Raw genomic sequence first — 11995 nt, forward strand, 5'->3', positions numbered from 1 at the left:
AACTCTACCAGAGCTGCGATCGCGAGTGAACTGCCCCTTTCGAAGCGGGCAGGTAGAATCCCCGGTCAGCCCGTTGGGCTACGCATCCGAATCCATCACCGGGGGTTCTCATGGCTATCCGCTACCAGAACTGGCGTGACGAGTACCGCTCCCGCCAGAAATCGCTCTCCGAGGCGATGGAGGTCATCAGAGAAGGCGACCTCGTCGGTGTCACCATCCTCTGTCCCGCTCCCTTGCTCCAGGCCTTCATCGAGCGCGCCAAACAGCTCGGCAACGTCAGCGTCCGTACCCTCGCACCCAACTATCCCGACCTCTTCAATCCGGAGCTGTTCAAGGGCGAGCGAGAGATCGAGCTCTTCATCGGCGATGCCATGCGGCCCGCCCACGATGCCAAGATCGCTACCTACCTGCCCAATACCTTCATGCTCGGCATGAAGGCCTTCGACAACGGCAGGCCCGAAGCCCGCATCCCAGATGTCTTCCTCACCCCCTGCAGCCCCCCGAACGAGCACGGCTACGTCCACTTCGGACCCCACATGTGGCAACGCAAAAGCTACGCCCGGCGCTGCAAACACACTATCGCCATCGTCGACCCCAACATCACCCCCGTCCACGGCGACGTATGGATGCACGTCTCCGAAATCGAAACCTTCATCGACGGCGTCATGAAACCCGTCGACGTTCCCGCGATCGAAGAACGGGTCCGCACGCAGGCGAAAGAAGAAGACCGCGAGGCCTTACTCGCCATCATGAAGCGAGCGACGCCCGATCAGCTTGCTCTCGTGGAACACACCTTCCACACCTTCCCGCCATCCCTGCTGGGAGCGGCCCTCGGAATTCAGGAAGTCGACCCAGCAGCCCAGGCCATTGCCGACAACCTCCGCCAAATCATCCGCGACGGTGACACCATCCAGGTCGGCGTCGGGCAGCCGAGCCAGCTCATGTTCCTCGCCGGCGCCTTCGACGATGCAAAACACCTCGGCGTCCACACCGAGCTCGGCTCCCCCGGGTTGGCCAAGCTCTGGGCGCGGGGCATCATCGATGGCTCCAAAAAGACGCTCTTCCCGGGAAAGGCAGTGGCCGTCGCCTGGACCGGCTGCGACGGCGAAGACCTCAAGATCATCGCCGACAACCCGGCGTTCGAACTCCACCAGCACGACATCATCCTCAATCCAGCCCTCATGTCGCAGAACAACCAAATGACATCCATCAACAGCGCCATCGCCGTCGACCTCCTCGGCCAGATCGCCAGCGAAGACCGTTTCGGAGGTCACATGGTCAACGGCACCGGCGGCCAGCCCGACACACACCTCGCAGCTGCCATCTGCAAGAACGGTCGCGCCATCACCGTCATGCGGTCGACCGCCATGGACGGGACCATCTCCAAAATCGTCGCCAAGCACGAAGCCGGCACCCTCGTCACCATTCCCCGCTACCTCGCCGACACCATCATCACCGAGTACGGCGTCGCGCGGCTCCTCGACAAGAACCATCGCCAACGCGCCGAGGAGCTCATCTCCATCGCACACCCAGACTTCCGCGCCGAACTCAGGCGCGAAGCGCAAGAGCTCTGGGGCTGAACCCTCAGGCGTCGCTAACCGGCAGCGCCGCGAACTCCCTGTCGTACTCGCGGCGCTGCCACAAAAGCGGCAGCCGCTCGCGCCCCACCAAAAGGAGCGCGACACCGATGAGGCTCACCGGAACAACGTTCACCAGATGCGCAAGAATGGCGAAGCTGAGAGCCCGCGTCTCCGGCACACCGAACGGCAGCAAGGATGCAGTCGCCGCGATATGGAACACCCCGATGGCGCCAGGAGAGCTCGGAAGCAACATCGCAAGATTGGTCGTGCACGTGAGCAGGACCGCTACGGCAACCGGCGCCTCGATGTTCAGGGCACGCATCAACAAATAATTGATCGCGAACGCGCCCACCCACGCCGTCCACGACCATCCCCAAATCCCGACCGCCCGCTCACGCGCAAAGAGTCGCGCCAAGCCATCGGCAAACGAGGCCGCCTCCGCCCGCACACGGCGACTCGCTGGCATCCGCCGTCGAAGCCGCTCGGAGCGTGCAAAAGCCCCGAGCCGCGCACGAAACAGTGCCCCGAGAATCGTCACGACCCCGACCGCTGCGACGACAGCCCACGCTACGGAACGCAGCTCCTCGTACCTCGCCGGAATCGGAAGAAATGGGCTCACGACGAGGAAACAGAACATTAGCGTGACCGTGTCGGTCACCCGCTCGGTCAACAACGAGGAGAGCACATGGCCAATCCGAATCCCGGGCTGGCGTGCGGTCATCGCGACCCTGGCAACATCACCGAGCCGTGCAGGCAACACGTTGTTCAGCAAAAAGCTGATGTGGAGAATGCGATAGAGCCCCTGCGTCGTCACAGGAGACGTCTCGGGAAGGAGCAAGCGCCAGCGCACCGTCTTCGCGATGATCGACCCCAGCAGACAGGCAACCGCAAGCGTCACGAACAGCGGATCGGCCGCCCGGAGCGATGCCAACGTAGGCGTCCAAGGAATCACGTGCCAAAGGAGCGCCACCGACACCACGGTCAAGGCGAACCCAGGCAACGAACCGGCGAGCGAACGAATCACTGCCCTGCCCTTCCATCTATAGCGTGCCACAAGCCTTCCCCAAGGGAAATCCGCCCGCTACGCTGGTAGTCGTGTCGGTTGCTGCCGAGACCGCTGCCTACCGTCGCTGGGGACCGTTGCGAATCCCGCCCCTGCCCGACCCTCCCTCGACGCTATCCGGGCGTCTGCTCCTGGGGGGCCAGGCAGCCCTCCTCCTCGCGATGACGCTCTCGGTGGCCACGCGGACTTGGCAGGATCACATCTGGTTCGGCCTCCTCCTGATCGGCGCCACCGCCATCGCCTGGCTCCCCGAGCTGCGCCACCGGCGATTGCGTACCTGGTGGTTCGTCTACGTCGCCGGCATCTTCGTCTACACCTTGCTGCGTGCCTTCGCCGACGAGACCGACATACCCGTTCGCGTCGGTTATCCGATAGCGTTCGACCGCTGGTTGTTCCTAGGGACGGACCCAACCGTATGGCTCCAGCGCCAGCTCTTCGACCCGCGCGAAATCGGCCTCGCGGACTACCTCGCCGTTGCGACCCACTGGTCCTTCTTCATCACGCCTCACGCCGTCGCGATCGGCGTTTTTCTGTTGCAACGTCGCCACTTCCCCCGCTTCGCGGTCCTCGTCGTCGGGACCATGTGGCTTGGACTCGTCCTCTTCTTCATCGTACCCACGGCCCCGCCATGGTTCGCCGGCGAAATCGGCCAGCTCGCTGGCGTTCGCCGCATCATGGATTACGTCGGTGGTTCCATCCACGGCAGCGCCTACTCATCCCTCTACGCCGCGCTCGGAGAGCCCAACTCGGTCGCAGCTATGCCCTCGATCCACATGGCCGTGACCTTCGCCTTGTACCTCTGGGCTCGGCGCCACCTCCCTCGTCTCGCAGGCTGGTTCCTCGCCTATACCGCCGTCATGGCGCTCGCCCTCGTCTACCTCGGCGAACACTACGTCGCGGACCTCATCGTCGGCATGGCCTGCGCCCTCGCTGCCTGGGCAATCGCCCTGAAAGTTGCCCCAGAACTGTCCGAACCCGTCACGCAGCCCGCTGATAGAGGTTGACGCCCGCGGTCCGAAGCCCGATCTCGCCCGACCGCATGATCATCTCGCTCCCGCCCACGAACAACACGCCCCCCGGACGAAGCGATCGGCTGAAACCCGCGTAAATGTGCGTCTTCGCCTCGTCCGTAAAGTAGATGACCACGTTCCGGCAGGCTATCAGGTCGAGGTCGCTCGGATACGCATCCGTCAAGAGATCGTGGCGGCGGAACGTCACCTTCCGCCGAATCTCATCGATGACCCGAAACGTACCGTCTTCCTTCACGAAATACCGCTTCAAATAGTCGGGCGGAACGGAACGAACTTCCGATGGGAGGTATCCAGCGCCATCCTTGGCCCGCGACAGGATCGGCATGTCCACGTCCGTTGCCAGAATGCTGTGCCGTCCCTGCGGGTCGATGCGGTCGAGGATCATCGCAATCGTGTACGGCTCGCAGCCGATCGAGCAGCCCGCGCTCCAGATCTTGAGACTGCGGCGCTCGCGGAGAAGCTGCGGAAACCACCTCACCTCCAAATCGCGGAACCGTTCCGGCTGACGGAAGAACTCGCTCACATTGATCGTCAGCGTGTCGCGAACCTCGGCGAGCAGCTTCGGGTCGCCGGCGATCGCCCGGCTGAACGCCGCCCAAGAAGAAATCCCTCGTCGCGTCATGAGGCTCGCCAGCCGTCGCTTCATCTGGGGCTCCTTGTACTGCGCGAGCGGCACCCCGATCGCGGCCTCCAGCGCCCGCCGGAAGGAAAGCCACTGAGGGTCCGATTCGAGCTGCTGCGTCATCCCTGCCTCCCCGGCACGCTCGCCGCCAGTGCCCCAGCGATACGGTCGATCGGGAGCTGCTTCGCATGCTTCGTCCGCTCCATCGTCACCCGCGGCATCCCGTACACCACGCTCGTGGTCTCGTCTTGCGCGAACACCTGGCCCCCGGCTGCCTCCACACGAGCGGCCCCATCCGCTCCGTCTCGGCCCATCCCCGTCAGGATGGCCACGCTAACGGCACCGCCGAACACCTCGGCCACGGAAAAGAGCGTCACGTCGACACTTGGCCGCACACCGTGCACCGTTGGCCCATGGTCGAGTCGAACGCGACGGTCCCTCCCGACGATGAGGTGGTAATCACCCGGCGCAACCAATACTCGGCCCGCCGCGAGCAGATCGCCCTCCGCAGCCTCGCTGACGGGAAGCGGCGAAAGACCATCCAATCGCCGTGCCAATGCCCCCGTGAAGCTTGGGGGCATATGCTGGACGACGACCACTGCAGCATTCAACCCCGCTGGCAACTGCGGCACAACCTGAGTCAGCGCTGGCGGCCCGCCAGTAGAGGAGCCGATGACCACCACGTGCCGGGCCGGCGTGGCCGGAGCGTGCGCCGGCGGGCGCGCCGCGGGGCCAGGCGCCGTGGTGGGCAGGGCCACCGGGCGCCGCCGGGCCAGCCTCGCCTGGCTCGCCCGATGCACGGCCTCGTACAGCCTTTCGCCTACATTCACCAGGTCCGTGCTCAAACCTGATGGCTTACCGACACACTCGACCGCCCCCGCCTCGAGCGCCCGGATCGCCGTTGCAGTGCCCTCGTGCGTCAACGTCGAAACCATCACGATCGGCGTGGGAATCGTCTGCATGATTTCCCCGACCGCCGAAACACCATCCATCCGCGGCATCTCGACGTCCATCGTGATGACATCGGGCCGGAGTTCGAGCGCCTTCCGAACCGCTTCCATGCCATCGGCCGCCTGGCCGACGACAGTCACGCCCGGGTGGGCCGTCAACAGCCGCTCGATCGCCCGCCGCATGAACGCCGAGTCATCGACGACCAGGACCCGGATCGGCCGCGCAGGAGACTGGGCAGGGAACGCCATCGTCCGTCCCTCGCTAAGCGCAGAGTTTGCTCACGGCTGCGAGCACCCGGTCGGCCTCGGCCGGCTTCACGAGGAAGTCCTTCGCCCCGTTCTTCACCGCCTCCAACACGATCTGCTGCTGCCCGAGCGCCGTCACCATCGCAACCTTCGCGTTGGGATCCACCTTCCGAATCTCCTTCAGCGCGGTCAGCCCGTCCATTTCCGGCATCGTGATGTCCATCAGCACCGCGTCCGGCCGGGCTGATTGGTACTTCTGCACCGCCTCGAGCCCGTTCTCCGCTTGAATCACCTCGTACCCAGCCTCGGTCAGAATTTTGGACATCCGCATCCGCATGAAAGCGGCATCGTCGACGACGAGAATCGTTGCCATCGTGAATCTCCTACAGTTCGCTGGCCGGCGAGGCGGCCGTTCGGACAAAGGTTTTTCCGGTAGCCACGTGCACTTCCATTGTGCGGCCCTTGGTGCCTCCCAGGTCGGCGGCCACCACACGAAGCCCGTGGTATCTCAGCCGTTCGGTTATGGCTTCGGCATTCCGGACGCCGATCTTGAACTTTTCCGCGTTCGCCGCCCCGAGAACCGCGGCTCCGCCAGCGACCTTCACGACAAGCCTCCGTTTCACCGCTCCCGCCTCCACCAGTCGCTCGAGCAACAGGTCGATGCCGGTATCGGCAAACCGTGCCGGCTCGCGGTCGTCCGGCCTCCGCCCCTCCGACGAAGGCAGGAGAACGTGGGCCAGCGCGGCGACCCGAGCTTCCGGGTCGATGCAGGCAACCCCGACGCACGACCCGAGCCCATAAGCGACGAGGATGTCCCCAGCGTCGCGGCTGATTGCAAGCTGGCCGATGCCCACCGAAATGCGCCGCCCCTCGGCGGTCAGCGTCGTCATGCCGCCACCCTCTCGAGCGCGCTCAGCGAGACCGGATCCGGAGCCACGATCAACAGACCAGCAGTTCTGCCCTTCTGGTCTTCGAACACCGCATCCATCATCACCACGTCGCCGTCTTGCGAGAGCACCTCGGCGTAGACCGACTCGACAAGTGCGATCGCCATATCGTGAAGCAGTTGCGGCGGGCTCGGATGCAGCACCAAATTCAAGTGATCCGCCAGGGCATTGACGAAGGCCGAGCCCACGATGTTGCCCAACTCCGTTATCGCCGAACACGCCATCTCGTCCGGCTCGGTCGTCGTTCCTGGCGCCTGCCCAACCATCAGGTCGACGCACTCGAGCGCCCGCGGCTCCGGAAAAAGAAGCATCACGTGCCCCGTAATGTCGCCAGAAATCGAAAGATACGAGCCGATGACGACCGCCTCCTCCCCACCCACCGCGTCGCACGCGTCGTTCTTCGTCCCCACCCGAATGTTCGGAACGTGAATCGCAATTTCCTGCCCCATCAGACCGCTGAGCCCCCGGCCGGCACGCGCAGCGCCATCGTTGGCCACCGAAGTCAGAATCGGAATCAACTCTTCAACGGGCATCGATGCTCCCCCTGTTGGTGGCAAATACCGTCATGCCGGCACCGCAAGAGCAGCCTGTTCCGTCACCAGGCTCGCAATGTCGACGATGAGTCCGAGCGTCCCATCGCCCAGGATCGTCGCACCGGTCAACCCCTTTCGGACCCCCAGCAGATCCCCGAGCGACTTCACCACCACGTCCTGCTCGCCGAGCAGCCGGTCGACAATGAACGCTGCCTGCCGGTCACCATGGCGCGCAGCCACGACGAAATAACCGTCCGTCGGCAACACGCGAGGCCGCGTGTCGCCCAGCGCCAACGCAAGGTCGATCATCGGCAAAATGCGCTGCCGCAACCGAAGCGTCTTCCGCCCGCTAACGACGTGGGTGTCCGCCTCGTGAGCCGCTAGCGCCTCGGTAACGGATACCAGCGGGATCGCATACACCGTCCCATTCGCCGAGACCATCAGCGCCTTCGTCGTCGCCAGCGTGAGCGGAAGTTGAATGATGACCTCCGTACCCTTGCCCGCAACGCTGCTCACCGTGATCTGCCCGTTCAGCCGCTCGATGTTCGTACGAACGATATCCATCCCCACTCCCCGCCCAGAGACATCCGTCACTTCCTTCGCCGTCGAAAGCCCCGGCATGAAAATCCACTGCACGACCTGGTCGTCCGATGCAGCCTCCGCCGCTTCCCGGCTCATCAACCCCTTCTCCACCACCTTTCGCCGTAGCGCCACAGTGTCGATCCCTCGCCCATCGTCGCGCACCGATAGGTAGATATACGTTTCCTGATTCCACGCCGTCACCGATATGGTGCCCGTTTCCGGTTTTCCAGCCGCGCGCCGCTCCTCAGGCGACTCGATGCCATGGTCCACAGCGTTGCGGAGGATATGAACCAGCGGATCCGAGATCTCCTCGATCACCGATCGGTCGAGCTCCGTCTCCTCGCCGGCAGTGACCAAATCGACCCGCTTGCCGCACTTCACCGCAACGTCCCTCACCAGTCGCGGCAGGCGCGACAGCACCGACCGCACTGGCAACATGCGGCTCCGCATGATCTGCTCCTGCAGCTCATCGGTCACCCGTGCCAGGTGCGCTGTCGTCTCCTCGAAATTGTCCATCAACTCGCTCAGGCTCGAATCGCGCAGAACGCTCTTGAGCTGCTCGCGCACCTGCTGGAGCCGCGTTCGATCGATAACCAGCTCGCCGACGAGATTCATCAACCCGTCGAGCCGCTCGACGTCGATTCGCACCGATTGCGCAGCCTTCCGGCCGGCTGCAACACGGGGCACGTTACTCGGTCCCTCGTCCGCGGCCTCCGACACCGCCGCCGCGCCCGCAGCCGCCGAACGCGGCTCCTCGCGAAAGCCCTCGATCTTGCCGACAGCTTCGCCCGCGGCAACGTGACGGGTTCGCACCGTACCAACGTCGCTCACCGACTGGAGCGCCGCCACGATCTGCTCGTCGGTCTGGCGCGTCACCAGCAGCGCCGCCATTCGATACTCGCCGCCCCCCGACTCGATCACCTCCCGGTCCGGCCACATGATCGCAACCCGGCCGATGCTCTCCATCTCCTGGAGCACCTGATAGCAGCGAATGGAGGGGAGCTGACAGTCGTTCGCAATCGTCACATCGAGCAGATAAACACCATACCCTTGAGCAAGCTCTTCCTTGCAGCTGTCTAGCGCCCGCTCCGGCACCTCGTAAACCGGAACTTCCGGCTCCATCGGCAGGCTAATCGCCGGCCCATCGCTCTCGAGCACCGCCATCAGGTCCGCTTCGAGCCGCTCCGTCTCCACCCCCGAATCCACCCGGGTCACCACCTCGTTCGCGAGCAGACGCAACGCATCGAGCCCGGCCAGCAACGCATCCACCACGTCGGAGGTGGGCGCTCGCCGCCCCTGGCGTACGGCATCGAGCACCGTCTCCATCGCATGCGTCAGCGACGCCATCTTCTTGTGCCCGATGGTCGCGCTCGAGCCCTTCAACGTGTGGGCCGCGCGAAAAATGCGCTGGACGAGCGCGGGGTCTGGTTCGCCCTCCAGCTGAACGAGCGACTGATCGAGTAGTTCGATCTGCTCCTCCGCCTCCTCGAGAAAGAGCCTCAGGTCCTCATCGTCGAGGTCGAAGTGGAGCGGTTTTCCTTTCGTGCTGGCCATCCGGCGGCACTCCTCGCTATCGGGGATTCGCTGGCGGAGCGCAAATGGCTCCTCGGCGTTCGGCGCACCTCAGGCGGCGTGCGAGTACGCGCTGTAGTCGTCGGCTGGATTCGGCAGGACGCCCTCCAGGTCCATCAATGAAACCAGCCGGTCTTCCAGCTTCGCCACACCGCGCAGGTACCCGTTCTCCGGCCCCGCAACGATCGCGCTCGGCGGCTCCACCTGGTCGCTCGGGATCCGCATCACCTCGCTCACCGCGTCGACGATAAGTCCCACCATCCCCGTCGCACTGCTGACCACCACGATGCGCGTCTCCGGTGTGTATTCGCTCGCTGGTACCCCACACCGCTTGCGAAGATCGAGCACCGGCACCACCCGGCCACGCAGGTTCGTGATCCCCTCCACCCAAAAGTCGGCGCCAGGAATGGCCGTGATGCTCTGCATCCTGACAATCTCCTGCACCGTCTGAATATCCAGCGCGTAGTACTCGTCGGCGAGTTTGAAAATAACGACGTGCTCTTCACTCGCAGGGAGAGATGAAGATTCGGAAACGGCATCCAGCCTGGCCACGAGTCGGTCCTCCTGTGGGCTGTCCCGGCGGGAGCCGGGGCGCTATCACAAGCTACGGACCAGTCGCCGGCGCCGGGCATCCGCCGCTTCCCCGATGCGTCCCCGGATCTTCCCTGACCCGTTCCCAAAGGGTCGGGATTTCTGCACCGCCCCCTAGGGAATCCGCCAATTTCGTGCCGATAGTCACAACAGAGACACTGCGGGAGAAGGGCAGGCCACCAATGGCATCCGACAACGCCGTGCTCACTCAGCGCGAAATCGACGCGCTCCTCAGCGCCGACGTCAGCAAGCTCGACGCCGACAGCATCGTCGCCATGCCCCCGCCCCCTCGCAAAGACCGAGGCGAACGGCGCGTCAAGCCGTACGACTTCCGCCACCCGGAAAAACTCTCCAAAGAACAGCTCCGCGGTCTCCAGATCATCCAGCAGGGTGTCGCGAGCGCCATGGCCGCGAACTTCTCGGCCCGGCTCCGCGCCCCAGTCGAGTCCCGCCTGAGCGCCCTCGAGCGCGGCATCTACGAGGAATACGTCAGCCAGCTCGGCACCCAGTCGATCGTCATCATCATCGACATGTCACCTCTCCAAGGCTATGCCGTGACGGCCTTCGGGCTCGACGTCGCCTTCGGCATCATCGACCGCCTGCTCGGCGGCAAGGGCAAGCAGCCGCCCCGCACCCTCAATCGCGACCTCACCGATATCGAAATCGCACTCATTCGCCATATCGGCATGGACGTCGCTCGGTCGCTCATCGAGCCCTGGGCGCGCATCGTCGAGCTCACCCCGGATGTCTCCGAGCTCGCGCTCGGCCCCCAGGTGATGCACGCCATCCCGCCCTCGGAGTTCGTCATCACCGCCTGGTACGAAATCCGCCTCGCCGAACAGACAGGCGGCATCTCGCTCTGCTTCCCGCTCACGATCCTCGAACAGATCCTCCCCAAGCTCACCGGCCAAAGCCTCTTCGATAACCGGCCGAGCCGAAAAGCCAAGGAAGAACAACGCGTCCGCGAAGAGCAAATCCTCCCGATGAACGTCCTCGTACGCACCATCCTCGGCTCTGCGCGAGTTTCCGCCACCGACCTCGCTCGCCTCGAGCCGGGTGACATCATCGTGCTCGATCGCGAAGTCGACGAACCGCTACGCGTCATGGTCGGCAATTGCGAACGCTTCGCCGGCGTCCCCGGCACCCGGGGCCGCCGTTTGGCCCTACAGGTGACCGGCATCGTTGACGATGATGGGTGGGTGAGACCCTTCGAGGATGACGCCAATGGCTAGCACCCTCCCCATTCGGGCCGTCCTCATGTCATCCGAGATCATGAACGGGGGGACCGGCTTCCACCGCCTCGTCTTCAAGGTCGATGGTGGCCGGGCCGGGATGACGACCGTGACCGTCCTGATCTCCCAAGACGCCCACCGCAAACTCGTCCAGCAAATGACCCGTGCCCGATTCGCACCCGTCGAAAGATCGACCCTCCTCAAGACATGGGCTCGCTGGGAGCTCGCCATGCGTCTCGAAGATCACGGCATGCTTCCGCCCACCGTCACCATCACATCCCGCGACATCGACGACTTCGGCGCTTACGCCTCCGACCTCGGCCGAGCGCTGCAGGTCAGCTGAGCGCCCACCGAGGGCCCTCCCGGCCCGCCCCACAGCCCAGGAGGAAACGAATGCACGCCAAAATCACCGTCGCCGAAGCTGCACAGGCGGCCGCAGAAGCCGGGGACCGGGCCCGAGTCGAACTCGTCGCCCCCTTCGTCGAAGCTGCTGCCCGCGTCATCCAGCAGGAATGCGGCGAAAAAGTCACTCGCGGCCAGCTCCACCGCGTCCGCTCGCCTCAGACCTCGAACGACGTTTCCGTCCTGATCGCCATCACAGGCGGAGTTGCCGGCCTCGTCATCTACTCCATGTCCGAAACAACCGCGAAGGCCTTCGCCTCCCGCATGATGGGCGAAGAGGTCGTCGAGTTCGATTCGCTGCCCCAAAGCGCCATCGCCGAGCTGGCCAACATGATCACCGGCCAAGCCGGCATCGCCCTGGAGCGCAACGGTTTCCCCAGCGACATGTCGCCGCCCGTACTGCTCCTCGGCAAAGGCAGCAGCATCGCCACGCTCAATCTCACCCGGCTCGTCATCCCGCTCGTCGTCTCGTTCGGCGAATTCACCATCGACATCGCCATCAAAGAAGTCTGAGCAGCGAGTGGAGCGTTCCCCCGCCGCCCATTAGCATGCAGTCGTGACCAACCAACGTCCCCGGCGAAGGCGGCGGCTCGACGCCCCGGCCGCATCCCTTCCCCGCCCTACCACCGGAGAGGCTCCCCAGC

The 11995-nt window shown here is 64.6% G+C and carries 13 protein-coding genes; 5 read left to right on the forward strand and 8 right to left on the reverse strand.

The annotated features are described in order from the left end of the window. Positions 1-110: 110 nt before the first annotated feature. Positions 111-1580 carry an acetyl-CoA hydrolase/transferase C-terminal domain-containing protein gene (locus VAE53_RS07530; protein ID WP_322818753.1) on the forward strand — a complete coding sequence of 490 codons (1470 nt, stop codon included), beginning with the start codon at positions 111-113 and terminating at the stop codon, positions 1578-1580. A gap of 4 nt (positions 1581-1584) precedes the next feature. Here the strand turns inward: VAE53_RS07530 and VAE53_RS07535 are convergent, their stop codons facing one another. Next, a complete protein-coding gene (locus tag VAE53_RS07535) occupies positions 1585-2604 on the reverse strand; it encodes a lysylphosphatidylglycerol synthase transmembrane domain-containing protein (RefSeq protein ID WP_322818754.1) in 1020 nt (339 codons plus the stop codon). Positions 2605-2675: 71 nt separating this feature from the next. Between VAE53_RS07535 and VAE53_RS07540 the strand changes: the two genes are divergently transcribed. Then, positions 2676-3647 carry a phosphatase PAP2 family protein gene (locus tag VAE53_RS07540; protein ID WP_322818755.1) on the forward strand — a complete coding sequence of 324 codons (972 nt, stop codon included), beginning with the start codon at positions 2676-2678 and terminating at the stop codon, positions 3645-3647. On the opposite strand, the gene VAE53_RS07545 is transcribed toward VAE53_RS07540, so the two are convergent. The 7 genes from VAE53_RS07545 to VAE53_RS07575 form a co-directional block, all read right to left on the reverse strand. Then, positions 3622-4419, reverse strand: coding sequence for a protein-glutamate O-methyltransferase CheR (locus VAE53_RS07545; protein ID WP_322818756.1), 798 nt, complete (start codon positions 4417-4419; stop codon positions 3622-3624). The genes VAE53_RS07540 and VAE53_RS07545 overlap by 26 nt on opposite strands. Then, on the reverse strand, positions 4416-5495 hold the full coding sequence (locus VAE53_RS07550; protein ID WP_322818757.1) for a chemotaxis response regulator protein-glutamate methylesterase: 1080 nt from the start codon (positions 5493-5495) through the stop codon (positions 4416-4418). Before VAE53_RS07550 ends, VAE53_RS07545 begins: the two co-directional genes overlap by 4 nt. A gap of 13 nt (positions 5496-5508) precedes the next feature. Continuing rightward, positions 5509-5865 carry a response regulator gene (locus tag VAE53_RS07555; RefSeq protein WP_322818758.1) on the reverse strand — a complete coding sequence of 119 codons (357 nt, stop codon included), beginning with the start codon at positions 5863-5865 and terminating at the stop codon, positions 5509-5511. Positions 5866-5875: 10 nt separating this feature from the next. Beyond that, positions 5876-6382 (reverse strand): chemotaxis protein CheD, encoded by a 507-nt coding sequence (locus VAE53_RS07560; RefSeq protein WP_322818759.1) that lies wholly within the window; start codon positions 6380-6382, stop codon positions 5876-5878. Then, the gene (locus VAE53_RS07565; RefSeq protein WP_322818760.1) at positions 6379-6972 is read right to left on the reverse strand and encodes a chemotaxis protein CheC; all 594 of its coding nucleotides are present in this window, start codon (positions 6970-6972) and stop codon (positions 6379-6381) included. The genes VAE53_RS07560 and VAE53_RS07565 overlap by 4 nt, the downstream gene beginning before the upstream one ends. Positions 6973-7002: 30 nt before the next feature. Further along, entirely contained in the window at positions 7003-9108 is a 2106-nt protein-coding gene (locus tag VAE53_RS07570) for a chemotaxis protein CheA (protein WP_322818761.1), read from the reverse strand. A gap of 69 nt (positions 9109-9177) precedes the next feature. Next, positions 9178-9678 carry a chemotaxis protein CheW gene (locus VAE53_RS07575; protein ID WP_322818762.1) on the reverse strand — a complete coding sequence of 167 codons (501 nt, stop codon included), beginning with the start codon at positions 9676-9678 and terminating at the stop codon, positions 9178-9180. Positions 9679-9899: 221 nt separating this feature from the next. Between VAE53_RS07575 and fliM the strand changes: the two genes are divergently transcribed. From fliM to VAE53_RS07590, 3 genes are read left to right on the forward strand one after another with little or no spacing between them, the layout of a single operon-like run. Further along, positions 9900-10949 (forward strand): flagellar motor switch protein FliM, encoded by a 1050-nt coding sequence (gene fliM / locus VAE53_RS07580; RefSeq protein ID WP_322818763.1) that lies wholly within the window; start codon positions 9900-9902, stop codon positions 10947-10949. Then, a complete protein-coding gene (locus VAE53_RS07585; protein ID WP_322818764.1) occupies positions 10942-11292 on the forward strand; it encodes a hypothetical protein in 351 nt (116 codons plus the stop codon). The genes fliM and VAE53_RS07585 overlap by 8 nt, the downstream gene beginning before the upstream one ends. A 50-nt stretch (positions 11293-11342) precedes the next feature. Next, complete coding sequence (locus tag VAE53_RS07590; protein WP_322818765.1) at positions 11343-11864, forward strand: chemotaxis protein CheX; 522 nt, start codon at positions 11343-11345, stop codon at positions 11862-11864. The last annotated feature ends 131 nt before the right edge of the window (positions 11865-11995 follow it).

The organism is Tepidiforma sp., assembly GCF_034432735.1.
Lineage (GTDB): Bacteria > Chloroflexota > Dehalococcoidia > Tepidiformales > Tepidiformaceae > Tepidiforma.

Bases quoted from the DNA above. Each gene is read 5' to 3' on its own strand.
- VAE53_RS07585 (WP_322818764.1), top strand. From the start codon at position 10,942: ATGGCTAGCACCCTCCCCATTCGGGCCGTCCTCATGTCATCCGAGATC.
- VAE53_RS07570 (WP_322818761.1), bottom strand. From the start codon at position 9,108: ATGGCCAGCACGAAAGGAAAACCGCTCCACTTCGACCTCGACGATGAG.
- VAE53_RS07555 (WP_322818758.1), bottom strand. From the start codon at position 5,865: ATGGCAACGATTCTCGTCGTCGACGATGCCGCTTTCATGCGGATGCGG.
- fliM (WP_322818763.1), top strand. From the start codon at position 9,900: ATGGCATCCGACAACGCCGTGCTCACTCAGCGCGAAATCGACGCGCTC.
- VAE53_RS07565 (WP_322818760.1), bottom strand. From the start codon at position 6,972: ATGCCCGTTGAAGAGTTGATTCCGATTCTGACTTCGGTGGCCAACGAT.
- VAE53_RS07530 (WP_322818753.1), top strand. From the start codon at position 111: ATGGCTATCCGCTACCAGAACTGGCGTGACGAGTACCGCTCCCGCCAG.
- VAE53_RS07560 (WP_322818759.1), bottom strand. From the start codon at position 6,382: ATGACGACGCTGACCGCCGAGGGGCGGCGCATTTCGGTGGGCATCGGC.
- VAE53_RS07550 (WP_322818757.1), bottom strand. From the start codon at position 5,495: ATGGCGTTCCCTGCCCAGTCTCCTGCGCGGCCGATCCGGGTCCTGGTC.
- VAE53_RS07590 (WP_322818765.1), top strand. From the start codon at position 11,343: ATGCACGCCAAAATCACCGTCGCCGAAGCTGCACAGGCGGCCGCAGAA.
- VAE53_RS07545 (WP_322818756.1), bottom strand. From the start codon at position 4,419: ATGACGCAGCAGCTCGAATCGGACCCTCAGTGGCTTTCCTTCCGGCGG.